This is a genomic window from Sulfitobacter delicatus, assembly GCF_900102535.1.
GTDB lineage: Bacteria > Pseudomonadota > Alphaproteobacteria > Rhodobacterales > Rhodobacteraceae > Sulfitobacter > Sulfitobacter delicatus.
On sequence record NZ_FNBP01000004.1, the window covers coordinates 166,442 to 193,429 of the forward strand.

Annotated in this window: 22 protein-coding genes and 1 tRNA gene; 18 read left to right on the plus strand and 5 right to left on the minus strand. The window is 60.9% G+C overall.

Features of this window, described 5'->3' with window-relative positions:
* Positions 1 to 14 precede the first annotated feature (14 nt).
* The 12 genes from acuI (at position 15) to BLS57_RS09430 (ending at position 13,252) form a co-directional block, all read left to right on the plus strand.
* Positions 15 to 1,001: an acryloyl-CoA reductase gene (gene acuI, locus BLS57_RS09375; RefSeq protein WP_093741564.1), complete on the plus strand. Its 987-nt coding sequence runs from the start codon at positions 15 to 17 to the stop codon at positions 999 to 1,001.
* A gap of 66 nt (positions 1,002 to 1,067) precedes the next feature.
* Entirely contained in the window at positions 1,068 to 1,493 is a 426-nt protein-coding gene (locus tag BLS57_RS09380) for an HIT family protein (RefSeq protein WP_093741567.1), read from the plus strand.
* A 164-nt stretch (positions 1,494 to 1,657) separates the two neighbouring features.
* On the plus strand, positions 1,658 to 3,295 hold the full coding sequence (locus tag BLS57_RS09385; RefSeq protein WP_093741569.1) for a BCCT family transporter: 1,638 nt from the start codon (positions 1,658 to 1,660) through the stop codon (positions 3,293 to 3,295).
* 97 nt (positions 3,296 to 3,392) lie between these two features.
* Complete coding sequence (locus BLS57_RS09390; RefSeq protein WP_093741571.1) at positions 3,393 to 4,616, plus strand: aminotransferase class V-fold PLP-dependent enzyme; 1,224 nt, start codon at positions 3,393 to 3,395, stop codon at positions 4,614 to 4,616.
* Positions 4,617 to 4,676: 60 nt separating this feature from the next.
* The gene (locus tag BLS57_RS09395) at positions 4,677 to 6,101 is read left to right on the plus strand and encodes a cryptochrome/photolyase family protein (protein WP_093741573.1); all 1,425 of its coding nucleotides are present in this window, start codon (positions 4,677 to 4,679) and stop codon (positions 6,099 to 6,101) included.
* A 65-nt stretch (positions 6,102 to 6,166) separates the two neighbouring features.
* Positions 6,167 to 7,378 (plus strand): SAM-dependent methyltransferase, encoded by a 1,212-nt coding sequence (locus BLS57_RS09400; RefSeq protein WP_093741575.1) that lies wholly within the window; start codon positions 6,167 to 6,169, stop codon positions 7,376 to 7,378.
* Positions 7,379 to 7,409: 31 nt separating this feature from the next.
* A complete protein-coding gene (locus BLS57_RS09405; RefSeq protein ID WP_093741577.1) occupies positions 7,410 to 7,853 on the plus strand; it encodes a TrgA family protein in 444 nt (147 codons plus the stop codon).
* A 3-nt stretch (positions 7,854 to 7,856) separates the two neighbouring features.
* Positions 7,857 to 8,990 (plus strand): NUDIX domain-containing protein, encoded by a 1,134-nt coding sequence (locus BLS57_RS09410; RefSeq protein WP_093741579.1) that lies wholly within the window; start codon positions 7,857 to 7,859, stop codon positions 8,988 to 8,990.
* A gap of 14 nt (positions 8,991 to 9,004) precedes the next feature.
* Entirely contained in the window at positions 9,005 to 10,039 is a 1,035-nt protein-coding gene (locus BLS57_RS09415) for a cysteine synthase A (protein WP_093741581.1), read from the plus strand.
* A complete protein-coding gene (locus BLS57_RS09420) occupies positions 10,036 to 12,369 on the plus strand; it encodes a DUF3772 domain-containing protein (RefSeq protein ID WP_093741583.1) in 2,334 nt (777 codons plus the stop codon). The genes BLS57_RS09415 and BLS57_RS09420 overlap by 4 nt, the downstream gene beginning before the upstream one ends.
* Entirely contained in the window at positions 12,366 to 13,088 is a 723-nt protein-coding gene (locus tag BLS57_RS09425) for an alanyl-tRNA editing protein (protein WP_093741586.1), read from the plus strand. The genes BLS57_RS09420 and BLS57_RS09425 overlap by 4 nt, the downstream gene beginning before the upstream one ends.
* Before the next feature lie 74 nt (positions 13,089 to 13,162).
* Positions 13,163 to 13,252: transfer RNA gene (locus BLS57_RS09430), tRNA-Ser, on the plus strand.
* A gap of 99 nt (positions 13,253 to 13,351) precedes the next feature.
* On the opposite strand, the gene BLS57_RS09435 is transcribed toward BLS57_RS09430, so the two are convergent.
* From BLS57_RS09435 to BLS57_RS09445, 3 genes are all read right to left on the minus strand, one after another.
* Complete coding sequence (locus BLS57_RS09435; protein WP_093741588.1) at positions 13,352 to 13,639, minus strand: hypothetical protein; 288 nt, start codon at positions 13,637 to 13,639, stop codon at positions 13,352 to 13,354.
* Between the two features lie 411 nt (positions 13,640 to 14,050).
* Entirely contained in the window at positions 14,051 to 14,647 is a 597-nt protein-coding gene (locus tag BLS57_RS09440; protein ID WP_167356397.1) for a L,D-transpeptidase, read from the minus strand.
* A 125-nt stretch (positions 14,648 to 14,772) separates the two neighbouring features.
* Positions 14,773 to 16,413 carry an FAD/NAD(P)-binding protein gene (locus tag BLS57_RS09445; RefSeq protein WP_167356398.1) on the minus strand — a complete coding sequence of 547 codons (1,641 nt, stop codon included), beginning with the start codon at positions 16,411 to 16,413 and terminating at the stop codon, positions 14,773 to 14,775.
* Positions 16,414 to 16,533: 120 nt separating this feature from the next.
* On the opposite strand from BLS57_RS09445, the gene BLS57_RS09450 reads away from it, so the two are divergent.
* Positions 16,534 to 18,999: an NAD-dependent epimerase/dehydratase family protein gene (locus tag BLS57_RS09450; RefSeq protein WP_093741592.1), complete on the plus strand. Its 2,466-nt coding sequence runs from the start codon at positions 16,534 to 16,536 to the stop codon at positions 18,997 to 18,999.
* Positions 19,000 to 19,069: 70 nt separating this feature from the next.
* Here the strand turns inward: BLS57_RS09450 and mepK are convergent, their stop codons facing one another.
* On the minus strand, positions 19,070 to 19,615 hold the full coding sequence (gene mepK / locus BLS57_RS09455) for a peptidoglycan L,D-endopeptidase MepK (protein ID WP_208597554.1): 546 nt from the start codon (positions 19,613 to 19,615) through the stop codon (positions 19,070 to 19,072).
* Positions 19,616 to 19,968: 353 nt separating this feature from the next.
* Between mepK and BLS57_RS09460 the strand changes: the two genes are divergently transcribed.
* Genes BLS57_RS09460 through BLS57_RS09475 form a run of 4 tightly spaced genes read left to right on the plus strand, consistent with a single transcriptional unit; the run spans position 19,969 to position 24,208 of the window.
* Positions 19,969 to 21,585, plus strand: coding sequence for a L,D-transpeptidase family protein (locus BLS57_RS09460; RefSeq protein ID WP_093741596.1), 1,617 nt, complete (start codon positions 19,969 to 19,971; stop codon positions 21,583 to 21,585).
* 30 nt (positions 21,586 to 21,615) lie between these two features.
* The gene (gene lpxD / locus BLS57_RS09465) at positions 21,616 to 22,707 is read left to right on the plus strand and encodes a UDP-3-O-(3-hydroxymyristoyl)glucosamine N-acyltransferase (RefSeq protein ID WP_093741598.1); all 1,092 of its coding nucleotides are present in this window, start codon (positions 21,616 to 21,618) and stop codon (positions 22,705 to 22,707) included.
* Between the two features lie 30 nt (positions 22,708 to 22,737).
* On the plus strand, positions 22,738 to 22,995 hold the full coding sequence (locus BLS57_RS09470; RefSeq protein WP_093741601.1) for an acyl carrier protein: 258 nt from the start codon (positions 22,738 to 22,740) through the stop codon (positions 22,993 to 22,995).
* A 4-nt stretch (positions 22,996 to 22,999) separates the two neighbouring features.
* Complete coding sequence (locus BLS57_RS09475) at positions 23,000 to 24,208, plus strand: beta-ketoacyl-[acyl-carrier-protein] synthase family protein (RefSeq protein WP_093741603.1); 1,209 nt, start codon at positions 23,000 to 23,002, stop codon at positions 24,206 to 24,208.
* A gap of 61 nt (positions 24,209 to 24,269) precedes the next feature.
* Here BLS57_RS09475 and BLS57_RS09480 read toward each other — a convergent pair whose 3' ends face one another.
* Entirely contained in the window at positions 24,270 to 24,935 is a 666-nt protein-coding gene (locus BLS57_RS09480; protein WP_093741605.1) for an invasion associated locus B family protein, read from the minus strand.
* A 467-nt stretch (positions 24,936 to 25,402) separates the two neighbouring features.
* Between BLS57_RS09480 and BLS57_RS09485 the strand changes: the two genes are divergently transcribed.
* Positions 25,403 to 26,941 carry a helicase HerA-like domain-containing protein gene (locus tag BLS57_RS09485; RefSeq protein ID WP_093741607.1) on the plus strand — a complete coding sequence of 513 codons (1,539 nt, stop codon included), beginning with the start codon at positions 25,403 to 25,405 and terminating at the stop codon, positions 26,939 to 26,941.
* Positions 26,942 to 26,988: the final 47 nt, after the last annotated feature.

Genomic DNA, 26,988 nt, shown 5'->3' on the forward strand with positions numbered 1-26,988 from the left:
ATAGGAGATTAGGAATGTCGTTTAACGCGTTGATGGTAAACAAAAACGATGAAGGGAAGACAAAGGCTGAGGTGACGCAGATCAGCGAAGATGATCTGCCCAATGCCGAGGTTACGGTCGCGGTCGAATATTCCACGGTGAACTACAAGGACGGGCTTTGTATCGGGCCGGGCGGAGGTTTGGTGCGGAACTATCCGCATATACCGGGGATCGATTTTGCCGGGACGGTCGAGAGCTCGGATGACGACCGCTACAAGCCCGGCGACAAGGTGGTGCTGACCGGCTGGCGTGTGGGCGAGGCGCATTGGGGCGGTTACTCCCAGAAGGCGCGGGTCAAGGCTGACTGGCTGGTGCCGCTGCCGGAGGGGCTTGATACGCGGCAGGCGATGGCGGTGGGAACGGCGGGCTTTACCGCGATGCTGGCGGTGATGGCGCTCGAAGACCATGGGATCAAACAGGGGCCGGTTCTGGTGACGGGCGCTGCGGGCGGGGTCGGCTCGGTGGCGACGGCGATCTTGGCCAAGCTGGGCTATGAGGTCGCGGCGGTGACGGGGCGGCCTGAAACAGAGGGCTATCTTAAGGACTTAGGCGCCAGCCGGATCGTGGCGCGCGAAGAGATCAACGAGACGGTCAAACGCCCGCTGGAGGGCGAGACGTGGGGCGGCTGCGTGGACGCTGTGGGCGGCGCGATGCTGGCGCGGGTTCTGGGGCAGATGGAATATGGCGCAAGTGTTGCGGCTGTGGGTCTTGCGGGCGGTGCAGCGCTGCCAGCGACGGTTATTCCCTTCCTGCTGCGCGGCGTGAACCTATTGGGGATCGACTCGGTCATGCAGCCCTATGACAACCGCCTGCGCGCTTGGGAGCGCGTGGCCAAAGACCTGCCGATGGACAAGCTGGAGGCGATGGTCCAGCCCGCGACGCTGAGCGATCTGCCGAAACTGGGGGCCGATATCCTCAACGGGCAGGTCAAGGGCCGTGTGGTTGTTGACGTAAACGCCTGATATTGCAGAACGGGCGGGCGGTGTGGTTAATAGGCCCGCCGCCCGCAGCGCCTAAAGGAGAGCATGATGGCCACCTATGACGACAGCAATATCTTCGCCAAAATCCTGCGGGAAGAGATCCCGAGCTTTAAGGTCTATGAAGACGACGAGACCTTTTGTTTTATGGACATCATGCCGCGGGCCGAGGGGCATTGTCTTGTGATCCCCAAAACCCCTTGCCGCAATATGCTGGACGCAAGCCCGTCGCAGCTCGCCGCCTGTATGGCGACGGTGCAGAAGGTGTCGAACGCCTGTCTGCGGGCCTTTGGCGCGGATGGGATAACGCTGCAGCAGTTCAGTGAAGCGGCGGGCGGGCAGGAGGTCTTTCACCTGCATTTCCACATCCTGCCGCGCAAAGAGGGCGACAAGCTGCGCCCGCCCGGTGTGCAGGGCGACATGGACCGAATCCGTGAACAAGCCGATGCGATCAAAGCGGCCCTTGGCACGGATTGACCCCATCAGGCGCCTCTCGGCAAAGCTGAATTTCTAAGTTTCTACTGAGACTTGGCAGCAAAAGCTTGCCCATTAGACTGAAGCCTCTATCCTGTTGCCCACTGATCACAAGAACGGATGCCATGCAGCCGCGTGGCGATCCGTCATCATAGAGGGAACAGAAAATGAGCGATGCGGGTACGCAGGGCATCCCCGAGCCGGAAGGCAAAGCGGATGTCATTGATACCGATTACGAGATCGGTCAGGACAATATCGAACGGCAGATCGGCCCCTTTGGGCTGGACATTCACAACCCGGTTTTTGTGATTTCCGGGATCGCTGTGATGATCTTCGTCTTCTACACAATTGCGCTGCCAGAGCAGGCTGCCGGGATCTTCTCGGCCATGTTCAACTTCACCACCAAGAACTTTGACTGGTTCTTGATCGGCGCGGCTGATTTGGTGGTGATCTTCTCGCTGCTGCTGATCGTGACGCCTTATGGCAAGGTCCGTCTGGGCGGCAACGAGGCGGTGCCGGATTACACTTACATGGGCTGGTTCGCGATGCTGTTCGCGGCTGGCATGGGCATCGGGCTGATGTTCTATGGCGTGTCTGAGCCACTGACCCATTTCTCGACGTCCTTGGGCGAGACATCGGTAGAAAACGGCCTTCGGACCGATTGGGCACCTTTGGGGGCCGCAACAGGCAACGAGGCGGAATCGCTGCGGCTTGGCATGGCGGCGACGATCTATCACTGGGGTCTGCACCCATGGGCGATCTATGCCGTCGTCGCGCTGGCGCTGGCGCTGTTTACCTATAACAAAGGTCTGCCGCTGACGATCCGTTCGGCGTTCTACCCTGTGTTGGGGGAGCGCGTCTGGGGTTGGCCCGGTCATATCATCGACATCATCGCGGTTTTTGCCACGCTCTTTGGTCTGGCGACATCGCTGGGTCTGGGTGCGACGCAGGCGAACGCGGGCTTGAATGAGCTATTTGGTGTGCCGATGGGGCAGACGTCTGAGATCGTGCTGATTTCGCTGATCACCGCTGTGGCGCTGGTCTCGGTCCTGCGCGGCCTTGATGGCGGCGTGAAGGTGCTGAGTGAGATCAACATGGGGCTGGCGGCATTGCTGGCGCTGTTCACGCTGATCGTAGGGCCGACCGTGTTCCTGCTGACGTTCTTTTGGGACTCGTTGGTGGCCTACGTCGAATATCTGCCCGCGCTGGCCAATCCCTTTGGCCGTGAGGACGTGAACTTTAGCCAAGGCTGGACGGCGTTCTACTGGGCGTGGTGGATCAGCTGGTCACCTTTCGTGGGCATGTTTATCGCCCGCGTGAGCCGGGGCCGGACGGTGCGTGAGTTCATCATCTGCGTGTTGCTGATCCCGTCGATGGTCTGTGTGCTGTGGATGTCGATCTTTGGCGGCACCGCGATCCATCAGGTGCTGAACGATGGCTACACCGGTGCCCAAGATGCCGGTCTGCCATTGCAGCTCTTCAAGATGCTGGATCAACTGCCGCTGGCCTCGATCACCTCCTTCATCGGCATCGTGCTGGTGGTGGTGTTCTTCGTCACCTCGTCGGACTCCGGCAGCCTCGTGATTGACACGATCACCGCAGGCGGCAAGGTCGACGCACCGGTGCCGCAGCGGGTGTTCTGGTGCATCTTTGAAGGAGCCGTGGCGATTGCGCTGTTGATCGGCGGGGGCCTAGCGGCCTTGCAGTCGATGGTGATCTCCACCGGGTTGCTGTTTACGTTACTGCTGCTCTTCATGTGCTACTGCATTTTCCGCGGGCTACAGGACGAGCGTAACATTCGCTAACGGCGGTTAGTTTGACACAGGAACCGGCGGCTCTTCGGGGCCGCCGTTTTCGTTTCATCACTTGACCTTAGCGGCGCGGCGTCGGACCTTCGCGCCTATGAATATTGATTCCGAATGGGTCCGCGCCCAGTTTCCCGCCTTCGCCGAGCCGAGCCTTCAGGGGCAGGCTTTTTTCGAGAACGCCGGTGGTTCTTACACCTGCCAGCAGGTCATCGACCGGTTGGGGCGGTTTTACCGGGAGCGCAAGGTGCAGCCCTATGGCGCCTATGCGGCGAGCCAAGCGGGCGGGGCCGAGATGGACGAGGCGCGCAGCCGGATGGCGGCGATCCTTGGGGTGGAAAGCGATGAGCTAAGCTTTGGCCCGTCGACCACGCAAAACACCTATGTGCTGGCGCAGGCCTTTGGCCAGATGATGCAGCCGGGCGAGGCGATTGTCGTGACCAATCAGGACCATGAGGCAAACTCTGGCCCGTGGCGGCGCTTGGCGGACCGGGGGATTGAGATCCGCGAGTGGCAGGTTGATCCGGAGACGGGGCATTTGGATCCGGCTGACCTTGAGAATTTACTGGACGAACAGGTGCGCCTGGTCTGCTTCCCGCATTGCTCAAACGTGGTGGGCGAGATCAATCCGGTGACCGAGATTACCGCATTGGCCCATGCGGCCGGGGCGTTCGTCTGTGTCGACGGCGTGTCCTACGCGCCGCATGGCTTTGCCGATGTGGGGGCCTTGGGGCCGGATATTTACCTGTTCTCGGCCTATAAGACCTTTGGTCCGCACCAAGGGTTGATGGTGATTCGCCGCGCTTTGGGCGAGCTGTTGCCCAATCAGGCGCATCACTTCAACGGCGATGTCCTCTATAAGCGTTTCACCCCGGCGGGGCCGGACCACGCGCAGGTCGCGGCCAGTGCGGGCATGGCCGATTACATTGATGCTTTCCACGCTCATCACATCGGCGGAGAGGCGGATGGATTGGCGCGGGGCGTGGCGGTGCATGACGCGATGCGGGCGCATGAGACCAAGCTTTTGCAGCCGCTGCTTGACGCCATGGCGGCGCGCAATTCGGTGCGTGTGATCGGGCCGGCGGATGCGACAGAGCGCGCGCCGACGGTGGCGCTGGCGCTGGACCGACCGGGGGCCGAGATGGCGCAGGCCTTGGCCGAGCGCGGCATCATGGCGGCGGGGGGTGACTTCTATGCCGGGCGGGCGCTGGAGGCGATGAAAGTGCCAAAGGACAAGGGCGTGCTACGCCTAAGTTTCACCCATTACACCACGCAAGCGGAGATGGATAAGCTGTTGAACGCACTTGACGATCTGCTCTGAGCCTTGACCCGGGCGCGGGGGCGCTATGTTTCGGGATCAGCACAGGAGCCTGACCCGACCGTGAGCGAGACTTCCCCGATTATCATCTGGCTCCGCCGCGATTTGCGGCTGAGCGACCACCCGGCTTTGACAGCGGCGTGCCAGTCCGGGCGTCCTGTCATTCCGTTGTTTATACATGACGAGCAATCCGAGGCCTTGGGCGCTGCGCCGAAGTTCCGGCTGGGGCTGGCGCTTGAGTGTTTGAGCGAGACGCTGGAGGACAAGGGCAGCCGGTTGATCCTGCGGCGCGAGGGTGATGCGCTAAAAGTGCTGCGCGATGTGATTGAGGAAACCGGGGCAGGGGCCGTTTACTGGAGCCGCCTGTATGATCCGGCGGCGAAGGATCGCGACAGCCGTATCAAGGAAGCCTTGAAGGACGACGGCATCGACGCCTGTAGTTATTCGGGGCATCTGATGTTCGGGCCTTGGACGGTCGAGACCAAGACGGGCGGCTACTACAAAGTGTTCACCCCCTATTGGAAGTCAGTGCGGGGCCGCGATGTGGCCGAGCCGCTCTCGACGCCGAGTAACATTTCTACGCCAAAGTCTTGGCCCAAAAGCGACAGCCTCGACGATTGGGCAATGGATGCCGAGATGCAGCGCGGGCGCGATGTGGTGCGGCCCTTCGCGCGGGTGGGCGCTGCGGCGGCGCAGTCGCGGCTGGGGGCGTTCATGGCCAATATCGTCGAGGACTATGACGACAGTCGTGACCGGCCCGGCGAAGACGGCACCTCGGCCATGTCAGAGCATCTGACCTATGGCGAGATCACCCCCATGCAGTGCTGGCACGCGGGTCAACGTGCGATGCAGGAGGGCAAGCGTGGGGCCGAGACTTTTCTCAAGGAATTGGCGTGGCGCGAGTTTGCCTATCACCTGATGCACCACAGCCCACGGATCGTGGACAAGAACTGGCGCGAGGAATGGGACGCTTTTCCGTGGAACGAGGACGAGCGCCGTGCCGAGGTGCTGGCTTGGAAACAGGGGCGCACCGGGGTGCCTTTTGTCGATGCCGCGATGCGGGAGTTGCAGGTCACCGGACGGATGCACAACCGGGGCCGGATGATCGTGGCGAGCTACCTGACCAAACACCTGATGTGCCATTGGCGGATTGGGCAGAAGTGGTTTGAAGAACATCTGATCGACTGGGACCCGGCCAATAACGCGATGGGTTGGCAATGGGCGGCGGGGTCCGGCCCGGATGCTTCGCCGTTTTTTCGCGTTTTTAACCCTGAAACCCAGCTGGATCGCTTTGACAAGGACGGCGACTACACGCGCCGTTGGATCGCTGAGGGGCGCACCAATCCAAGCGAGGATGCACTGGCCTATTTTGAGGCGATTCCGCAAAGCTGGAAGATGTCACCGGATGACGACTATCCCGATCCGATCGTCGACCTGTCCGAAGGGCGGGAACGCGCGCTCGACGCCTATCGGAATCGTGAATTTTAAATATTTGTTAATTCTTGCGCGGGGGTTAGACTCCTTTTGCACGATAATTAAAGCTGGGCTTGGGCATGTATCTCACCACCACCGACGGGCAGCATCACCTGCCGCGCTATTTCACCCATGTCTTTGCCATGGCCCAGCAGATGCAAAACGGGCGGGTGGATTTTATCCTGCCCGACGGGCGCCGCTTTCGTGCAGACGGCGCCAAGCCCGGACCGGTGGCCGAGGTGCGCATCCACAACCCCGATCTCTTTGCCCGTCTGATCCGCGAGGGCGATTTGGGTTTTTGTGATGCCTATCTGGATGAATGGTGGTCGACACCCGATCTGCAGGCGTTCATGGATCTTGTGCATTCGGGCAATGAGATGGTCTATGACGGCTTTCCGGGGCAGGGGCTGCTACGGCATTATGAGAAATTCCGCTTCTGGCTGCAGCGCAATAACCGCAAGCAGGCCAAACGCAACATCAGCAAACATTATGATCTGGGCAATGAGTTCTACAAACTCTGGCTCGATGAGACGATGACCTATTCCTCGGCGCTTTTTGAGGATGGCGCGCAAATGTCGCTGGAGGCGGCGCAGCGGGCCAAATACAAATCGATGGTCGATCAGATGGGGGTCGAGCCCGGCGACCATGTGCTAGAGATCGGCTGCGGCTGGGGCGGCTTCGCGGAATACGCGGCGCGCGAACGTGGGCTGAAGGTGACGGCACTGACGATCAGCCGGGCGCAGTTCCACTATGCCCGTGAACGGATTGAAAAGGCAGGACTTTCTGACAAAGTGAAGTTCAAGCTACAAGACTATCGTGACGAGGTTGGCAGCTATGACGGTATCGCCAGTATCGAGATGTTCGAAGCCGTGGGTGAACAATATTGGCCGGTTTATTTCGACACGCTGCACAAGCGGCTGAAGCCGGGCCGGGCCGCGACATTGCAGATCATCACCGTCGATGACAGTCGCTGGGAGGTCTATAAACGCGGCGTGGATTTCATCCAGAAATACATCTTTCCGGGCGGCATGTTGCCCAGTCCTTCGGCGTTGCGTGCGCAGGTGGAACGGGCTGGGCTGGTCATCGACCGCTCGGTTGAGTTCGGCAAGAGCTATGACATCACGCTGCGCCGCTGGCATGAGACCTTTAACCGCCGCTGGGGCCGGATCACCGAATTGGGCTTTGACGAACGCTTTCGACGCATGTGGAATTTTTACCTCACTTCCTGCGCAGCGACATTTGACAGTGGAAATTGCGACGTGACGCAGATTACGGTACGGCGACCCGCCTAGACGCCGCGGGCCGACCGCTAGGAGCCGGAAAATGCCGAGTGCCGCACGACTTATGGGAGCCGTCTGTATGGCGGTGCTGGCCTTTGTCCTGTCGGGCATGGTCATGCCCTTGATGCCGGAGAGCACGGATTTCGGCTATTTCGTTCCGCTCAACATCCTGCTGGGTCTGGTTATTGGCTGGACAGTGATGGGGTCGCGCGTGGGCGGTGACACCACGGCGGCGTCGATCAACAACGGGATGGCCGGGGCCTTTGTGCTATTGCTATGGGGCATCGGCCTGCAAGCCTGCTACGAGATGTTCCGTCTGGCCATGCGCAACCGCTATGACGATCCGTTTGAGGCTTTGGTAGCCGTGTTTCAGATCGCAGCGGAATACGGGCTAATGATCGCCACGGTTCCGATTGCCATTGCGATTGTCGTGGGCGCTGTTATCTCGGGGCTGCTCACTGAATTTGCTCATAGGCGTTGGCCCTGATCCATGCGAAAGCTGTTTATCTACGGAAGCTTGCGGCATCTGCCGCTGCTTGAGATTGTGCTCGGACGCGAAGCGTCTCAGATCGAACTGAGCCCTGCCGTGCTGCCCGGCTACCGGGTGTCGGCGGCGGCAGAAGGCCCGTTCCCGACCATCGCGGCAGAGAACGGTGCGCAGGCCGGGGGCCTGTTGATCCGAGGCTTGAGCGACGCCGACATCGCGCGGTTAGATTTTTACGAGGGTGCCTTCGACTATGACCTTGTTCCGCTCACATTGGCGGATGGGCAAGGGGCCGAGGTCTATTTGCCCCAGCCCGGTCGGTGGCAGGCCGATGGGCCTTGGTCGCTCGCCCAGTGGGAGGCCGATTGGGCCGCGCTTTCCTGTCATGCAGCCCGCGAGGTGATGGGCTATATGGGGCGTAAGCCTCGGGCCGAGGTGGATGCCATGTTCCCGATGATCCGCCGGCGGGCACATCAGCGGGTGCTTGCAGCACAGGGGCAGCATGATCCGGAGACATTGAGCGGCAAAATCGAGATTGCCCGCCGCGAACGCGTTTACGCGAATTTCTTTGCGCTGGATGAGTTCAAACTGCGCCATGAGACCTTTGCTGGTGGCATGTCCGAGCCCATGGAACGCGCCGTTTTTGTCAGCGCGGATGCGGCGCTGGTGCTGCCCTATGATCCGATCCGTGACCGCGTGTTGCTGGTGGAGCAGATGCGCATGGGGCCGCTGGCGCGAGGGGATAACACCTGCTGGCAGCTGGAGCCGATCGCGGGCCATATTGATGTGGGCGAGAGCGCGGAGCAGGCTGCCCGGCGCGAGGCGCATGAGGAGGCGGGGATTGCGCTTGGTCGGTTGGAACCGGTCAGCAATGTTTATGCCTCGCCCGGCAATGCGACCGAGTTTTTTCACATCTTCGTGGGGCTGGCCGATCTGCCGGACGCGGTGACAGGCACCGGCGGGCTGGCGTCTGAGCATGAAGATATCCGCTCGCACCTCATGTCCTTTGACGATCTGATGGCGCTGGCAGATGCGCAGGCGCTTGCCAATGCGCCGCTGGTGGCAAGCGCCTATTGGCTGGCGCGCCACCGCGAACGCTTGAGGTCCGAAGTGGCGGAGGCTACACCAGAAGCAACTTGATATTGGGGGCTATTATGCTTGTTGCATCTGATCTGGCCGAGGCCATTGGAAACACGCCGTTGATCCGGCTGCGCCGGGCGAGCGAGGAAACCGGCTGCGAGATACTGGGCAAGGCGGAGTTCATGAACCCTGGCCAGTCGGTCAAGGACCGCGCCGCGCTGTTCATCATCCGCGATGCCATTGCACGCGGCGAGTTGAAGCCGGGCGGCACGATTGTCGAAGGCACCGCTGGTAACACCGGCATTGGCCTCGCGCTGGTTGGCGCCTCGATGGGGTTTAAAACCGTCATTGTTATCCCAGAGACGCAGTCTCAGGAGAAAAAGGATATGCTGCGGCTTGCAGGCGCAGAGCTCGTGCAAGTGCCCGCAGCGCCTTACAAAAACCCCAATAACTTCGTGCGCTATTCCGAACGGCTGGCCAAGGAACTGGCAAAGACCACGCCGGAGGGGGTCATCTGGGCCAACCAGTTTGACAACACCGCCAACCGTCAGGCGCATGTTGAAACCACAGGACCGGAAATCTGGGACCAGACCGGCGGCAAAGTGGATGGGTTCTGTTGTGCCGTAGGCTCTGGCGGAACGCTGGCCGGGGTGGCGATGGCGTTGCAGCCCAAGGGTGTGAAGATCGCGCTGGCGGACCCCGACGGGGCGGCGCTGCACAGCTATTACACCGAAGGCGAGTTAAAATCCGACGGCAGTTCCATCGCTGAAGGCATCGGGCAGGGGCGGATCACCGCGAACCTCGAAGGCTTCACGCCAGACTTCAGCTATAACGTCTCGGACGAAGAAGCCCTGCCGGTGGTTTTTGACCTGCTGGAACATGAGGGGCTCTGCCTTGGCGCGTCCTCGGGCGTTAACGTGGCCGGTGCAATCCGCATGGCGCGCGACATGGGGCCGGGGCATACCATCGTGACGGTGCTCTGCGACTTTGGCACACGCTATCAGTCCAAACTCTTTAACCCCGAGTTCCTGCGCGAAAAGGGCCTGCCCACACCGGATTGGCTCGATGGCGCGCCACAATCCATCCCCGGCGTTTTCGAGGATACATGATCTTAATGATGCGACGTCTATTCGGCCTTGCCGCGCTGTTGGTCTGGCTGACCGGCGCGGTATTTGCCCAAGAACCTCAAACGCTCGATTTTACCGAGTGGGACACAGTGGCCACCACCGCCGAAGAGGCGGTGGATGCGGAAGACACCACCGAAGACATGCTCGAGGTGCTGCGCGCCCGGCTGGTGGACTACCGCGAGAAGTTCGACGCGGCGCGCGGGGCAAACGCCACGCGCATTGCGACCCTGCGCGAGCAGTTGGCGGCCTTGGGCACACCGCCCGAGGGTGAAGGCGCCGAGCCTGAGGCGCCGGAAGTGGCGGCCAATCGGGCTGAGCTGACACAGCAGTTGAACACGCTGCTTGCCCCGGTGCAGCGCGCCGAAGCGGCCTTCTTGCGTGCCGATGCGTTGATTGGCCAGATCGACACGACATTGCGGGACCGCCAGACCGAGCAATTGCTTGAAGTCGTCGGCACACCCCTGAACCCGGCCCACTGGCGCACGGCGTTTGCTGACCTGACAAACGCCGCGTCAGAAATCGCGGCCGAAGCGCCGAGGACGGCCGATGCCGCCCGCAAAAGCCTGCGGGGCTCTTTGCCTGCCGTGCTTTTGCTCACATTGCTCGGCTTGGTGCTGATTTTCAAAGGCCATCACTGGTCGACAATGATCGTCAGTCGCTTACAGCAATTCGGCGCACGCGGTTTCGGCATCTGGCGTTTCGTGGTGTCGCTGCTGCGGATTATTCTACCCACCGTCGGTCTCGTGCTGCTGGCGATGGCGGTGCAGGCGACGGGGCTGCTCGGCCCGCGCGGCAATGGGCTGGTGCGTCTCATCCCGGCGATTGGTGGGGCCATGCTCGGCGTCCGCTGGGTGGCCGAGCGGGTTTTCTCGCGCGATGAGGATGAAGCGCTCATCCTCCTGCCACCGGAGCAGCGCAGGGCGATCCGCTTCTACGTCAGTATCATCACCGTCACCATCATCCTCGGCGCGCTGATCGCTGCGGTCTTTGAGGGCAATGACCCGGAAGAGACCACCGAGGCCGTGCTGCGTCTGCCAGTCATGTTGCTAAGCGCTTTTGCCCTCTATGGGATCGGGCGCATTCTGCGCAGCTATGCAGATCCGCAAACCGACACGCCCGAGAGCGAAGACATGCGGACCTCGACCTTTGGTCGCGTCGTGCGCGGGCTGGGGCTCGGCGCAGTGATTGTTGCTGTGGTGGCCCCGCTGCTGCTGGTCACCGGCTATTACAACGCGGCGGTCTCGCTGCTGCCGCCCTATGTGACCACGCTGGTCTTACTGGGCTTGGTGATGACGCTGCAACGTTTCCTTGCGGATGTGTATGGCGCGGTGACCGGGCAGGGGGTGCAGGCGCGCGAGGCGCTGATGCCGGTGCTTTTTGGTCTGGTGCTGCTGCTTCTGTCACTCCCGCTTATGGCGCTGGCTTGGGGCGCGCGGGTTACGGACCTCACGGAGCTTTGGGCGCTGTTCAGCCGTGGCTTTGCAATCGGTGAGAACCAAATCCGCCCGACTGACTTCCTGTCCTTCGCGATCATTTTTGTGATCGGCTATGGGATCACGCGGGCCGTGCAGGGCGCGATGCGCAACAACGTCCTGCCTAAGACGCGCATGGACATCGGCGGACAGAACGCCATTGTCTCGGGGCTGGGCTATGTCGGTATCTTCCTCGCCGCGCTCTTGGCAATCACCGGGGCGGGGATTGACCTCTCGGCTCTTGCCTATGTGGCTGGTGCTCTGTCCGTTGGGATCGGTTTCGGTCTGCAAAACGTGGTGTCGAACTTTGTGTCGGGCATCATCTTGTTGATCGAACGGCCCATTTCGGAAGGCGACTGGATTGAGGTGGGCGGCCAGATGGGCTATGTGCGCGATATCTCTGTGCGCTCCACCCGGATCGAGACCTTCGACCGTACCGATGTGATCGTGCCCAACGCGGACCTGATCAGTGGCACGGTGACCAACTTCACGCGAGGCAATACCGTGGGCCGTCTGATCGTGCCTGTGGGCGTGGCTTATGGCACCGACACCAAGCGGGTCGAGGGTATCTTGCAGGAGATCGCCGAGGCGCAGCCGATCGTGTTGGCCAATCCGGCGCCTGCGATCCTGTTCCTCAACTTCGGCGCCGATGCGCTGGAGTTCGAAGTGCGCTGCTATCTGCGCGATGTGAACTGGATGATGAAGGTTAAGAACGACATCAACCACGCCATTGCCGAACGCTTCAAGGCCGAAGGGATCGAGATTCCCTTTGCCCAGCGTGACCTTTGGCTGCGCAACCCCGAAGTTCTTAAGACACAACAGTCGGAGCCGCAGGAATGACCCGTGAACTCTACCGCGAAGACGCCTATCAGCGTGATGCCAAAGCCCGCGTGGCGGAGCTTACCCCCGAGGGCGGTATCATTCTCGACAGCAGCCTGTTCTACCCTACGGGCGGCGGGCAGCCGGGCGATAGCGGCTGGCTGAGCTGGGACAATCAACAGCTCAGCATTGCGACCACAGTGCGGGACCGTGATACCGGCGGCATCGTTCTGGTGCCAGCCGAGCCCCGCGCTTTGCCCCCCGTCGGGGCGCATGTGACGCAAGAACTGGATTGGGACCGCCGCCACAAGCATATGCGTGTGCATACGGCGCTGCATCTGCTCTCGGTGGTAATCCCAGAGCCGGTAACAGGCGGCCAGATTTCGGCGACCCACGGCCGGTTGGATTTCAATATGCCTGATGCACCGCAAGACCGGGCGGCGCTGGAGGAGGCGCTGAACCACTATGTTTCGCTCGATGCGAAGGTCAGCGAGGACTGGATCACCGAAGAAGAACTGGATGAGGCGCCAGAACTGGTCAAGACAATGTCCGTGGCCCCGCCGCGGGGCCGGGGGGACATTCGTCTGGTGCGGATTGGCGAGGCCGATGCGCCAATCGATCTGCAGCCCTGCGGCGGCACCCATGTGGCCCGCACCGGGGAAATCGGCGCGTTGCGTTTGGGCAAAATCGAGAAAAAAGGCAGGCTCAACCGTCGGGTCTATGCCCATCTCGACGCTTGAGGAAAATTATCCGGGTCAGGCGGGGATTTCGCTCTTGCAACTCCCGCCCGCCCCAAGCTAAACCCCGCATCAACGGAGCGGTGGCCGAGTGGTCGAAGGCGCACGCCTGGAAAGTGTGTAGGCGGGAGACCGTCTCCAGGGTTCGAATCCCTGTCGCTCCGCCATAGACCCCATTTTATCATATATCGATCTGTATGGGTGGTCCTTGGCCGTCGCAGAGGCCCGGCCATCAGCCGAGCCTCTTCAGTGTTACCGCGCTTTGATTAGCGGCTGTCGTTATGCGGACCAAATCCACCATAGGCGAAACCTTCGCCAAGGCTGCTCGCCGCGCTGCGGGAGGAGAGGTTGGGGGTCGGTCGGCCGTCTTGGTCAAAGGTTTCAAGCCAAAGATCCGCAGGGCGGCTGTCGGGGCGGGTGGCACCGGCGTCCTGTGCATAAATGATGCCGGTCAGCGAGGTATCGAGACGGAGATCGTGGTAGCGATCTGACTGTCCTGCGAAAGCTGTGGTGGCGAACAGGGTGGCGGCTGCAATGGCGATGAGGCGTGTCATGGTGTTTCCTTTCGGGGTTCTATGAAGCGGGGCCGGTCGACCTTGGTAGAGGACTGTAAGCGCCGGGAGGACCGGGGATACCGCGTTGGATAGCTTCATATTACCGAGGGAAAGGGTGCTGAGACAAAGCAACTCGGCTCACCGCTCTGTGTCGGAGTGAGACCGGTTGTGTAGTGACGGTAACAATCCGGATTTTGCCGTAGGAATAGTTGGTTACCGCAGTTCTTTAGCCGCGCAAGCGATGCTCTTCTGAACACCAGAAATCGAAAAGATGGGGGTCGCGCGAAGGTGAACGGGCCGTGTCCGGGGCTGGCTACCCGACCCGTGACCGATTGTTTCAATCGTTGGACGAAAAAAGGCCCGGAACGGATCATCTCCGTTCCGGGCCATCGTATTCGGCAGATCGTCAAATCAGGTCAGCGGTTCGTAAAGTACCACTCGGGTGTCCATCGGAACCTTTTCGTAAAGCTCGGCCATCTGGTCGTTCACCAGACGTGCGCAGCCGTTCGACACCCGTTTGCCCAATGTGCTCGGATCGTCAGTGCCGTGAATGCGCAGGAACGTGTCGCCCTTTTCGGGGGTAAAGAGGTACAAGGCCCGCGAACCGAGCGGGTTATCTAGGCCGCCGGGCATCCCGTCACGGTATTTGCCGTATTTCTCCGGTTCGCGTTCCAACATGCCGGGTGTGGGCGTCCAGCTTGGCCATTCCTTCTTTGCACCGATATAGAACTCGCCCGCCTCATAAAGACCCGGACGGCCGACGCCAACGGTATAGCGCATGGCCATATCGTCCGGCAGCGTCCAGTAGAGCGCGAAGTTGTCGGGATCGACGTGGATCTCATAGGGTGTGGCGCCCTTTGCGATAGGTACCATCTGCGGCATCATGTCTTCAGGCACGTCGTAGCTCGGCATTTCCTTTGGCGGATGCGCAAGCGCAGCTGTTGCCATGCCGCTCGTCAAAGCGGCGCCGCTGGCTGCTACGCCGGTCATGAAATGTCTTCTCTTCATGGTGTTTCCCCATTTTTCAAACTCTGTATTGATGAAGAAACCCCTTGGTGGCGGGTCCGTTCCATTGAGGTCGGGGGATCACAATCTGTTGTAGATTTCACACGCTGCCGTCGGCGCCGAAGAGATCACTCTGCCGCGCGGCTCAACACGCCCTCAACCCAACGATCTGCGGAGCGGCCAAAGCAGTCATGCAAGGAATCCACCGCCGTCACGCTGCCGAGCGCAAGCCGACCAAGCAGACACAGCCCGGAAACAAGATGCCCTTCTTCATTGTATAGACTTCCGTCGGGGGCGGTCGCGGCGGCAAGTCCTGAAGCGACATGGGTAAGGTCACCTGCAGCGATAAGGGCAGGCAGGGGCGGTTCTGATAGAGCCCCGAGGTCCGGTTGCGGTAGGACGGCATCTATCATGACGGCAACCTCAGCTTCTGCCGTTCCAGTTGTGAGAGCCCAGCCGCCGGGGATTGTCGTAATTTGTGGGTCGCTCGCACAATCGAGGTCAACCAGTCCGGCATCCACCAGCGCCAACAACTCACGCGCTGAAGACAGGGGCGGGCCGTATGAGTAGCGTTTGAGCCCTTCATCAAAACCAATCAGTCGTTTTGCTGTCTCGGGCCGCGTCTGCCGTGGGTTAAACGCAGCCCGCCAATCGTCTTGCCATTTGCGCCAGACCTGTCCCACCGCATAACCGATGCTGGGCGGGAGGTGCCCTCGCGCCATGTCGATCCCGTTTGTAAGCGTCTCCAGTGGGGGCGCAGCATCCTGCGTTCCGGGCTCCGACCATTCTTGCTCTAGCCAATTAGCAATCGCGGACTGCGTTATCCCATGCTCCGCGAGGATACGAGCGACTGGCGGGATTAATGCAGCGGAGATCAATTGTTCGGCAGTTTGCGCGTAGGCGTTGGAAGCCAATGCGGCTTTCTCCGAAAAACCTGCGGTCTCTGCATCCGTTGGGGTGAACATAGCGTCCAGAAAGTCGGTTTCCGCCTTTGGATATGGCGGCTGGCCGTTGAGGGAGAAAGGCAGGATACGCGCGGGCTCGGCGCCCGAGGGGCGGTAGCGGGAGCCTTCAAAAACCCCACCCTGCGCGACCGTCAGCCCGCGCAGCACATCGAATGTCGACAGGCCGAGCCCCCGAATGGCGACGCTTTTCCCCCGCCACTGCGTTGCAGCCTCCGCGAAATGCCGCGCCGGGTAGGCTGGGACGAGGTCTGCCTCGGTTGCCGCCGCATGGTTCTGCCACTCTGCGAGTTGGTCGTCTGGATGAACAGATGGCTGTCCGAGGGTTAACAGAACCTCCGCATAGGGGCCGTAAACCTCTCCACCGGCCCGCACCTTCCAGCCTTCCGCTCGGCGCGAGATTTCGGTGGCGGAGGCTGAAATCAACTGAACCGAACTGTCCGATCCTTCAAAACCCCGAGCAAACAGATCGACCCGGCGCGCTTCTAGGTAACGTCCAAGGTCTGCGCGGGTCGGGAAAGTATCGGGGTCTATCTCTCCACGCTGCCATTCCGCAAAGGGCCCCACGTTAGACCACTCCGGCGGGCGAATAGCGATATCACGGTGCGGAATGTTCAAAAGGCAGAACGCAGGTTCGGCAGGGTCGAAGTTCGGGCCTGCACCGGGGCAGGGGGAGGAGTCAAAGACGTCGACCTGAAATGCCAATCGTTCACCAGAACAACGGTCGGCCAAGGCTTCCAGCGCCCCCAGCCCACGTGGGCCGAAGCCGATCACGGCGATCCGCGTCACTGCCTGCGTTGTCATCATCGTCCTGCCTCGTGGTCTCGACGCCACCCTATGCGGGGTGTTTGCGCGCGAAAACCCCATCTGGTGAACAAATCACGCGCTGAACCGTTTGTTTTCAAAGTTCGATTGAAGGGGAAAGCGATGACCGAAAGCAAACCAGTGGTCGTAATTACGGGGGCGGCAGGCAATATCGGCACTGCTCTGCGCAAGGCACTCTCTCGCAGCTACCGCGTCATTGGCCTGGACCGGCCCCATAATGCCGATGGGCAAGACGACATGATCGCCTTTGATCTGACTGATAGCGCGTCGGTGGAACAGGCGATTGAAGAGTTGAAGGACACCACCGGGGGGCGCATTGCCTCGGTCATCCACCTCGCGGCCTATTTTGATTTCAGTGGCGAGGAGCGGCCTCAATACGAAGCGGTGAATGAGGAGGGCACGCGCAACCTGCTGCGCGCTTTGAAAAAGGTCGACGTGGCGCAATTCGTCTATTCCGGCACGATGCTGGTTCATGCCGCCGGGCGCCCCGGGACGCGGATCACCGAAGAAACCCCGCTCGCGCCCTCTTGGGCCTATCCCCAGTCCAAGGCCCGCACCGAAGACATCATCGCAGAAGAGGCCAGCGACATGGCGACTGTCTTTCTGCGTCTGGCAGGGCTTTATGACGATGAGACGGCTGTGCCTACGCTCAGTCACCAGATTGCCCGTATCTATGAACGTGACCTCAAAGGTCATGTCTTTGCCGGGAATACCGATGCCGGTCAGGCCTTTATCCATCTCGACGATATGGTGCGTCTGTTCAAACGCACGGTCGACCGGCGCGCCGATGTTCCCTCTGGCGAAGTGATCCTCGCGGGCGAGCCGGATACGATGAGCTATGGCGCGTTGCAGGACCGTATTGGCACGTTGATACATGGGGAAGAGACATGGGAGACTTTGGTCGTCCCCGGTCCTGTGGCCAAACTCGGCGCGGCACTGGAGACGAAATCGGAGCCTGTTGTCCCTGATGCGCTTGATCAGGGAGAGAAGCCCTTTATCCGGCCCTTTATGATCGACATGGCCTCGGATCACTTTGCCCTCAATATCTCTAAAGCGCGTGACCTGCTGGGCTGGTCTCCGCAAGAGCGTATCAATGACAAGCTGCCGGTCTTGGTCTCTGCGCTCAAACGCGACCCCTTAGGCTGGTATCGCGCGAATGGAATCACGCCACCGCCGTGGCTCGAAGCGGCAGACGACCGGGTGAGCGATCCCGAAGCGCTGCGCGCTGCGCATGAGAAAGAGTATCGCGCCCAGCATCGGGCGCATCTTTGGACGGGCTGGGCGAATGCGGGGCTGGGGCTATGGTTGCTCGCTGCGCCGCCTTTGTTGGGACATTCGGGCACCTGGCTGGGCTGGTCGAACATCGTGGCAGGGGTCTTGCTGACCCTGCTGGGGTTGCTGTCGCTCTCGTGGCGACTTCCCTGGGCGCGCTTTGCCACGGCGGGCTTGGGGTGCTGGATACTCTTTGCCCCGCTGGCCTTTTGGACGGCTAGCGGCGCCGCTTACCTGAACAATACCGCAGTCGGGATGCTGGCCGTGGGTTTTGCCCTCTGCTTTCCCCCCGTACCCGGCGTCTCTCCAGTGGCCACGCAGACGGGGCCGACCATACCCAAAGGCTGGGACTATTCGCCCTCCGACTGGTTCCAACGCTTGCCGGTGATCATGCTCGCAGTCGTGGGGCTGCTGATCTCGCGCTATCTGACGGGGTATCAACTGGAAAGCATCGACCACGTCTGGGAACCCTTCTTTGACGGCAGTACGGCCGAAAAGAATGGCACCGAAGAGATCATTACATCTTCCGTTTCAAAAGCTTGGCCAGTCCCAGATGCCGGGATCGGAGCCTTGACCTATGCGCTGGAGATCCTTGTGGGGGCCATCGGCTCTGCGCGGCGCTGGCGGACCATGCCATGGCTCGTGGTGCTGTTCGGCGTGATGATTGTGCCGCTCGGTGCGGTGTCGATCTTCTTTATCGTGATCCAGCCCATCGTGATCGGCACCTATTCAACGTTGGCGCTGATCGCGGCGGCGGCGATGGTCTGGCAGATTCCCTATTCGCTGGACGAGCTTGTCGCGACCTATCAATTCCTGCGCCGCAGGCACCGCGCGGGGCAGCCTTGGCTGCGGGTTTTCTTTACGGGCGATACGGATGAAGGGCCGGATGAGAAGCGGATCGACGATTTCGAGCGCAGCCCGCGCGAGATTATTGGGGAGATGGTATCAGGCGGGATGACCTTTCCGTGGAACCTGCTGGCTTCGATGGCGGTGGGGCTACTGCTCATGCTCTCACCGCTGCTGATTCCATGGGGAAGCGGTGCGGCTGCGACCAACCATATTGTTGGGGCGCTGGTCATTACCTTTTCCGTCGCAGCACTGGCGCCGGTGGCGCGTTTGGCGCGGTTCTTGAACGCGCTGCTAGGCGTTGTGTTGCTGTTTGCACCCTTCGTCGCCGGGATCGGTTGGGGCACGACTGCGTTTTCAGTGCTCTCGGGCTTCGCGCTGATCGGCCTCAGCATACCGCTGGGGTCCGTCACAAGCAGCTATGGCACGTGGGATCGGTTCATCCGCTGAACGCCGCGCAACAAAAAAGGCACCCGAAGGTGCCTTGATCAAATCATGCCGTCCCGCATGGGCTGAGGCCTTACCGGCCCCAAGCGCGAACGTTTCCGCAATCCATATGGGTGAAGTTGGAGCCCGAGTAGCGACCAACACCGCCGCCGCCACAGGCCATAGCCGCTTTGGCAACCTGCGTGACCGAACGCGACGCGAGACGAAGATCTGCGGCCTGACCTTTGAGGTGCAGGGAGTTCTTGGCCACACCGCTGGAGCGCGAGCGCAACATGGCGTTGGTCTTGGGGCTGCGGTAACCCGACAGGAGCATATAGGGCTCGTTCACGTCCAACAGGTTGTGCGACGCGGCCATGATGTCCACCGTTCGCAGGTCCATGTTGATCACCTCATCCGTGCGCCAATCGCGCATGAAGTGGTTGATTTCCTTGAAGGCGTCTTTGATGTATTGGCCTTCAATCCAATAGATCATATCAAGCCGTTCACCGGTGCGGCCCGAATACATCCGAATGCGGCGAATGTCGCCGGCGCCGCGCAGGAAACCTGCTGCGTTCGCGAATGTCGGTGCTGCTGTTACGGTGGTAGCTGCGAATGCGCCCAGGAGGGCGCGTCGGGTCATCCCCGATTGGCGAGTGCCTGTCATATGTCTGTCCCGTCTTCTGCCTGTTTGCCCAAGATGTTACCTGGACCATTCATCTCTTCCCCAGATGCAACATTGTTATTGCATAGCCCCAAAAGCTGACCAAGTGCTGAATCGAAAAGGTTCCATGCATAAGCAAATTTAGGCGATTTTTTGCGCAACCCGCCTAAAATATCCAATGTTTTCAAGGAAAGTTGGTGCCTGAGCTGCACAGATTAAAATTCAATTTGGCCGCGAACGGAAAATTGAATGGACTTGTCCACGCAGATATTGGCAAACGGGACAGGTACTCTAGCTCTCTATTCGACTAACATTAATTCATGGGGAAAGAAATGGCATTCAGCGCGCGACTCTCACGGCACCTGCCCAATCTGATCGCGGGGTTTGCCCTGATGATCGCGGTACTGGTGGAAACCGGCCCGGCATCGGCGCAGGTCACGGCCTTTAAACAAGCGGTGGCCGAGGCTGCGGCGCAGGATGAAGACATCGCCGCTTTTTACCGTGAGAACGACTATAAAGCGCTTTGGACCGGAGCGGACGAAGAGCACCGTGCCCGTCGGTCGGAACTGTTCCGCGCCATCAGCGGGGCCGAAGCGCATGGGCTGCCAGTCTCGCGCTACAATCCGGATGCGGTTCTTGCCATGCTCCGCGATGTGCGCAGCCCGCGCGACCGTGGGACCGCTGAGGTCGAGTTGAGCAAGGTCTTTCTGAAATACGCCCGCGACATCCAGACCGGAATGTTGATCCCCAAGCGCATTATTAGCCAGATCGTGCGTGAGATTCCCTATCGCGACCGCAAGACCTATCTTCAGGACCTGACCAAATCCTCGCCCACCGCCTTCTTCCGCGCTCTGCCACCGCGCAGCCTTGAGTATAATGCGCTGCTGAAAGAGAAGATCGAGATGGAGCAGCTTCTGTCTCAGGGCGGTTGGGGTCCGACCGTGCCGGCGGGCAAGCTTGAGCCGGGTGACCGCGGCAACGACGTGATCGCCCTGCGCAACCGTCTTATCGCGATGGGCTACCTTGAGCGGTCCAATGCCGTTGACTATGACGCCGCGCTGACCGAGGCCGTTCGCCAGTTTCAGGTGGCCCATGGGCTGAACTCCGACGGGGTCGCAGGCCCTGCGACCATGAAGCAGGTAAACATCGGCGTCGAAAAGCGTTTGCAGTCGGTGATTGTGGCGATGGAGCGGGAACGTTGGTTCAACACCGACCGGGGCAAGCGCCATGTGCTCGTTAACATTCCTGATTTCTCGGCCAAGATCATCGACGATGGCAAAGTAACCTTCCAGACCCGCTCCGTCGTAGGGGCCGCACGCGAAGACCGTCCGACGCCAGAGTTCTCGGACGTCATGGAACATATGGTGGTGAACCCAAGCTGGTATGTGCCACGCTCCATCGTGACCAAGGAATATCTGCCGCAGCTCAAGCGAAACCCCTATGCGGTGAACCACATTGAGATCACCGACAGCCGGGGCCGCAAGGTCAACCGCGGCTCGGTGAACTTTAGCCGCTACACGGCGCGCAGTTTCCCGTTTTCGATGCGCCAGCCGCCCAGCCGCTCGAACGCTTTGGGTCTGGTGAAGTTCATGTTCCCAAACAAATACAACATCTACCTGCATGACACGCCGGCCAAGAGCCTGTTTGACCGCGACGTGCGCGCCTTCAGCCACGGTTGTGTGCGTCTGTCCGAACCCTTTGAGTTCGCCTATGCGCTGCTCGCGCCTCAGTCGGCCGACCCGGAAGGCGAGTTTCAAGCCGTGCTGCGCAGCGGGCGTGAGACCAAGGTCGTCTTGAAAGAGCCGGTGCCGGTGCATCTGATCTACCGCACAGCTGTTACCAATGCCCGGGGCCACACCGAATACCGTGACGACGTTTACGGCCGGGATGCGCGCATCTGGAACGCGCTGTCCAAGGCGGGGGTGGCTTTGCGCGGCGTTCAGGGGTAACCCTCAGGGCGCAACAAGCAAGAGGCCGGGATGACCCATAGTGTTCAGCAGATCGCCAAGGCCGTCGGCGCCGAGGCCGAGGGTGACACCGATATCGAAGTAAGCGGTGTCGCCGAACCTGCCAGCGCCAAACGCGGCGAAATGGCCCTCGCGATGGACCCGCGCTATGCCGAGAGCATTGCCGAAGGCTCCGCCGAGGTGGCCATGCTCTGGCAGGGTGCAGACTGGCGCGCTTTGGGGCTCAAGGCTGCGATCCTGCCGAACCGTCCGCGCTATGCGCTGTCCGGCCTGACACGCATGCTGGACAAGGGGCAGGGCTTTGCCCCCGGCATTCACCCCACAGCCGTCATCGATCCGGACGCGGTCTTGGCTGATGACGTTTCTGTCGGGCCATTGGCGGTGATCTCAGCCGGGGCACGGATCGGGGCGGGCTGCGTCATTGGGCCGCTGTGTTTCGTCGGTGTCGACGCGCAGATCGGTGAGGGCAGCTTTCTCCGCGAACATGTCAGCATCGGCGCGCGGGTCACCATCGGGCCGCGTTTTATCGCTCAGTCGGGTGTCCGTCTGGGCGGCGATGGGTTCTCTTTCGTCACGGCGGAACTGTCTACCGTTGAAAAAGCGCGTGAGACCTTGGGCGACCAAGGCGATGCCGCGCCGCAGCCTTGGACGCGTATTCATTCCCTTGGATCGGTCAGCATCGGCGCAGATGTAGAGATGGGGATGGGCTCGACCATCGACAATGGCACCATCCGGGACACACAGGTGGGCGACGGCACCAAAATCGACAACCTCGTGCACATTGGCCACAACGCCGTGGTAGGCCGCAATTGCCTGCTCTGCGGGCAAGCTGGCGTCGGCGGCTCGACCCGCGTTGGCGACAATGTGGTACTGGGCGGGCAGGTGGGTCTGGCCGACAACATTACCATCGGAGACCGTGTAATTGCAGGAGGCGGAACCATCGTGCTGTCCAATGTCCCAGAGGGCCGCACTATGCTCGGCTACCCCGCTACGCAGATGTCGAAACAAACCGAGATTTACAAAGCGCTGCGTCGCCTGCCTAAGCTGCTGCGCGATGTCGCAGCGCTGCAAAAGACGGTTTCAAAAGCCGAGAAGGGTGACTAAATCTGCCTCAACCATGGGGGCGCAACGCATATGAGCATTCAGGATCAGGTCATCGCAATTTTGGCCGAGCAGGCCATGATCGAGCCGCAGGACGTGACGTTCGACAGCACACTAGAAGATATCGGCATCGATAGCATGGGAGTCGTCGAGAGCATCTTCGCGATTGAGGAAACCTTCGACATCACAGTGCCTTTCAATGCCAATACCCCTGCTGAGAGCGACTTTGACATTTCCACCGTGCGCAGCATCGTGGCCGGGGTCGAGCGGCTGAAGGCCGAGCAAGGCTGACCGCATGAAACGCGTGGTCATCACCGGCGCTGGCACGATAAACGCCCTTGGTCTATCGGTACCCGCGACACTCGCCGCCATGCGCGCAGGTAAATGCGGGATTGGCCCGCTGGAGTTCCGTGACGTCGAACGCCTTTCGATCCGCATCGGCGCGCAGGTGCATGGGTTTGAATCCGAGGCCCGCTATAACCGCCAGCAGATCGCCCTCTATGACCGGTTTACCCAATTCACCCTCGCCGCCGCGCGTGAGGCGATCGAGCAATCCGGCCTGACCTTCTCAGGCGATTTGGCCGATCGCACTGGTGTCGTGCTGGGCACCGCAGGCGGCGGGGTCTCGACATGGGACGACAACTACCGCGCAGTCTATGAAGAGGGCAAAAACAGGGTTCACCCTTTTGTCGTGCCCAAGCTCATGAACAACGCCGCAGCCAGCCACGTGAGCATGGAATGGAAACTGCGCGGCCCGTCCTTTACCGTCTCCACCGCCTGCGCATCCTCGAACCACGCGATGGCACAGGCTTTTGCCATGGTCCGTTCCGGCATGGCGCCCGCGATGATTACTGGCGGCTCGGAATCGATGCTCTGCTTTGGCGGGGTCAAGGCTTGGGAAGGGCTGCGCGTGATGAGCCGCGACGCCTGCCGTCCATTCTCGGCTAACCGCAGCGGTATGGTGCAGGGCGAAGGGGCGGGGATCTTCGTCTTCGAAGACTACGACCACGCCCGCGCACGTGGGGCGGAGATCCTTTGCGAAGTCGCGGGGTTCGCCATGACCTCGGACGCCAGCGACATCGTCATGCCCTCCAAAGCCGGCGCTGCTCGGGCAATGCAGGGCGCGCTAAAGGACGCCGGGATCAACCGCGAAGAGGTCGGCTATATCAACGCCCATGGGACCGGCACCGCTGCGAACGACAAAACCGAATGCGCCGCCGTGGCGGACGTCTTCGGCGCCCATGCGGACCAGCTGATGATCTCGTCGACCAAATCCATGCACGGCCATGTCATCGGCGGCACCGGTGCGGTCGAACTTTTGGCCTGCATCATGGCCCTGCGCGACGGCTTCGTGGCCCCGACGATCGGCTATGAAGAACCAGACCCGGAATGTGCGCTCGACGTCGTGCCGAATGAGGCGCGCGATGCAAGTGTCGACGTGGCGCTGAGCAATGCCTTCGCCTTTGGCGGCATGAACGCGGTTCTGGCATTGCGTAGAGTCTAGCCAACGAAAAATGCCGCCCCCCGAAGGGTGCGGCATGGATCCGGTAGCGCGATAGCAGGTCTTACTGCTCGATCACCGACACTTCGTCATAGCTGGCTGTAAACCCGTCAAGCGACAGCGCGAGGTTGACCTTCTGATCAGGCGCCAGCGCGGGAACGATGGTGATCACCGCTTCCTTACCACGCTTAAAGGCCGCAATATCAGCATCGGTCAGACCCATGCGCACATAACAGCCCACCGGGTTGCAGAAGGCGTAGGGATAGCGACGGGCTTTGCCCCCATCGACCGAGAGGGTCATCTGCGCGGGCAGGGCGGTTTCGAGCGGCACGACAACGGTCGCGCCAGCCTTAGCCTTGCCACCTTCGGGCAGACGGAAGAGCGAGACTTCGGCCACGGGTGCACCTTCGCCATCGGCGAGCAGTTGGTACATCTGGCAGGGGTCGACCTCTTCCTCGGTCTTGATGCAGCGCATCTCCCAAGATCCGATTTCTTTCTTGGTATAGGGTTTGCCCATAGCGGCTTCGCCCTCGGCATCCTCACCAAGGCTCAACTGCTCTTCGATCTCGGAGGCATTGCCGCTGGTGCCAGGCTGCGGCTTGATTTCTTCAGCCTGATCGGTGCTTTCTTCCGCCGCCGTCTCAGGCGTCGCGGTCTGGGCAAAGGCCATCATCGGTGCCGTCAGTGCAAGCGCTGCACAAAGCGGCAGGGCGGTCAAATACTTGCTCATGTCATATCCACGTTTGTTGCGTTAGCGCCCCTTAGCACGACACGCAGGGATTGTCAGTGGCTCTGGCCGCATTTTGGCCGAACTACGCGCGAATTCATGCCGACGCTGTGGGCCAACAAGAATAGGAATGTCAGGGGGTTAGGGGCCGCAAATGCAAAAGGGGACGCTTGGCGCCCCCTTCCGTGTTCACTCTCCCCGTCGGACTGGGCCGACTTATTGATGCCACGTTAGGCAAGGCTGCATGCCCGGTCAACTAGAAATATGAATCGATTGTAAAAACTCTCTTCAGACCTAAACCGGAGAGAAAAAGGGCCGCACCCGAAGGCGCGGCCAGTCTGACAGGGAGGAAGTCGTCCCGCCACCGAAGGACATGTTGGGCAGGACAGGATCACTATGGCGCGCAAAGGTTAAGTTTGTATGCTTAAGTGGAACGGACGAATGACTAAAATTGACAGGAAGGCCTTGGCGTGAGCACAGACATCTTTATCGGCGGCGGCGGGCCGGACTATGGCACAAAGCAATTTTTGGACCTTGGATATGCCAACCGGCATGGGCTGATTGCAGGGGCCACGGGCACCGGCAAGACAGTCACGCTTCAGATCCTCGCCGAAGGTTTTGCAAGCGCAGGCGTCCCGGTGTTTCTGTCAGACGTCAAAGGCGACCTCTCGGGGCTCGCAGTGGCGGGCAGCACCGAAGCCAAATTGCACGGTCCCTTCACCGAACGCGCAACCAAGATCGGCTTTGACGACTACGCCTATCAATCCTTTCCGGTGACATTCTGGGATCTTTTTGGCGAACAGGGCCACCCCGTGCGCACCACCGTGTCCGAGATGGGGCCGCTGCTGATCTCGCAACTTCTAAGCCTCTCTGAAGCGCAGGAGGGCATTTTGAACATCGCCTTTCGCGTGGCTGACGAGGAGGGGATGCCGCTGCTCGACCTGAAAGACCTACAAGCACTTCTGGTCTGGGTCGGCGAAAACGCCAAGGATTTGGCGCTGCGCTATGGCAATGTCTCAACCGCTTCGGTCGGCACGATCCAGCGCCGCCTGTTGGTGCTTGAAAATCAAGGCGGCGCGCAGCTATTTGGCGAACCTGCGCTGGCGCTATCAGACCTGATGCGCTGCGACGCCGAGGGGCGGGGGCGGATCAACATTCTGGCGGCCGACAAGCTCATGGCCGCCCCGAAACTCTATGCGACCTTCCTGCTCTGGCTCATGTCCGAGCTTTTCGAGGAACTGCCCGAAGTCGGCGACCCGGACAAACCTAAGCTGGTGTTCTTCTTCGACGAAGCCCACCTGCTCTTTGACGACGCGCCCAAGGCATTGGTCGACAAGGTCGAACAGGTCGCACGCCTCATTCGCTCGAAAGGCGTCGGCGTCTATTTCGTGACCCAGAACCCCGCTGATGTGCCCGACGACATTCTTGGCCAACTTGGCAACCGCATCCAACACGCGCTGCGCGCCTTCACCGCACGGGACCGCAAGGAGTTGCGCCAAGCCGCTCAGACCTACCGTGAGAACCCCCGTTTCGATACCGAAGAGGCGATCCGCGAGGTCGGTGTTGGCGAAGCGGTGACCTCAATGCTGCAACGCAAGGGCATCCCGGGCGTCGTGGAACGCACGCTAATCCGCCCCCCGTCGTCTCAGCTCGGCCCCATCTCCATAGGGCAGCGCGCAGCTGTGCTGGCAGAGTCGGACCTCGCTGGGAAATACGACACGCTAAAAGACCGTGAGTCGGCTTATGAAATGCTCAAAGCCCGCGCCGAGGCGGCAGCAAAAGAAGCAGAACAGGCTGAAGCAAAAGCCGAGGCCGAAGACGAAGCCGCGCGCGAGTTCCAAAAAGCCCGACGCTACGGGGGCGCACGCAGCAGCAGCCGCAAAACCACAAAGGCCAAGTCAGACGGTTTCGGCGATGCGATTGCCAGCGCGGTAATCAAAGAGCTCAGAGGCACCACCGGTCGCCGCATCGTACGCGGCATCTTGGGTGGCCTGTTCAAAGGCCGCTAACGACCTGTGCAACAAACAAAAAGGGGCGCGGTAAAACCGCCGCGCCC

What these genes read in the sequence shown, in the direction of transcription:
- lpxD (WP_093741598.1), top strand. Translation starts at nt 21,616, where the DNA reads ATGACCCATAGTGTTCAGCAGATCGCCAAGGCCGTCGGCGCCGAGGCC.
- BLS57_RS09380 (WP_093741567.1), top strand. Translation starts at nt 1,068, where the DNA reads ATGGCCACCTATGACGACAGCAATATCTTCGCCAAAATCCTGCGGGAA.
- mepK (WP_208597554.1), bottom strand. Translation starts at nt 19,615, where the DNA reads ATGACCCGACGCGCCCTCCTGGGCGCATTCGCAGCTACCACCGTAACA.
- BLS57_RS09475 (WP_093741603.1), top strand. Translation starts at nt 23,000, where the DNA reads ATGAAACGCGTGGTCATCACCGGCGCTGGCACGATAAACGCCCTTGGT.
- BLS57_RS09425 (WP_093741586.1), top strand. Translation starts at nt 12,366, where the DNA reads ATGACCCGTGAACTCTACCGCGAAGACGCCTATCAGCGTGATGCCAAA.
- BLS57_RS09410 (WP_093741579.1), top strand. Translation starts at nt 7,857, where the DNA reads ATGCGAAAGCTGTTTATCTACGGAAGCTTGCGGCATCTGCCGCTGCTT.
- BLS57_RS09435 (WP_093741588.1), bottom strand. Translation starts at nt 13,639, where the DNA reads ATGACACGCCTCATCGCCATTGCAGCCGCCACCCTGTTCGCCACCACA.
- BLS57_RS09420 (WP_093741583.1), top strand. Translation starts at nt 10,036, where the DNA reads ATGATCTTAATGATGCGACGTCTATTCGGCCTTGCCGCGCTGTTGGTC.
- BLS57_RS09415 (WP_093741581.1), top strand. Translation starts at nt 9,005, where the DNA reads ATGCTTGTTGCATCTGATCTGGCCGAGGCCATTGGAAACACGCCGTTG.
- BLS57_RS09460 (WP_093741596.1), top strand. Translation starts at nt 19,969, where the DNA reads ATGGCATTCAGCGCGCGACTCTCACGGCACCTGCCCAATCTGATCGCG.
- BLS57_RS09405 (WP_093741577.1), top strand. Translation starts at nt 7,410, where the DNA reads ATGCCGAGTGCCGCACGACTTATGGGAGCCGTCTGTATGGCGGTGCTG.
- BLS57_RS09400 (WP_093741575.1), top strand. Translation starts at nt 6,167, where the DNA reads ATGTATCTCACCACCACCGACGGGCAGCATCACCTGCCGCGCTATTTC.
- BLS57_RS09385 (WP_093741569.1), top strand. Translation starts at nt 1,658, where the DNA reads ATGAGCGATGCGGGTACGCAGGGCATCCCCGAGCCGGAAGGCAAAGCG.
- acuI (WP_093741564.1), top strand. Translation starts at nt 15, where the DNA reads ATGTCGTTTAACGCGTTGATGGTAAACAAAAACGATGAAGGGAAGACA.
- BLS57_RS09440 (WP_167356397.1), bottom strand. Translation starts at nt 14,647, where the DNA reads ATGAAGAGAAGACATTTCATGACCGGCGTAGCAGCCAGCGGCGCCGCT.
- BLS57_RS09450 (WP_093741592.1), top strand. Translation starts at nt 16,534, where the DNA reads ATGACCGAAAGCAAACCAGTGGTCGTAATTACGGGGGCGGCAGGCAAT.
- BLS57_RS09470 (WP_093741601.1), top strand. Translation starts at nt 22,738, where the DNA reads ATGAGCATTCAGGATCAGGTCATCGCAATTTTGGCCGAGCAGGCCATG.
- BLS57_RS09480 (WP_093741605.1), bottom strand. Translation starts at nt 24,935, where the DNA reads ATGAGCAAGTATTTGACCGCCCTGCCGCTTTGTGCAGCGCTTGCACTG.
- BLS57_RS09445 (WP_167356398.1), bottom strand. Translation starts at nt 16,413, where the DNA reads ATGATGACAACGCAGGCAGTGACGCGGATCGCCGTGATCGGCTTCGGC.
- BLS57_RS09390 (WP_093741571.1), top strand. Translation starts at nt 3,393, where the DNA reads ATGAATATTGATTCCGAATGGGTCCGCGCCCAGTTTCCCGCCTTCGCC.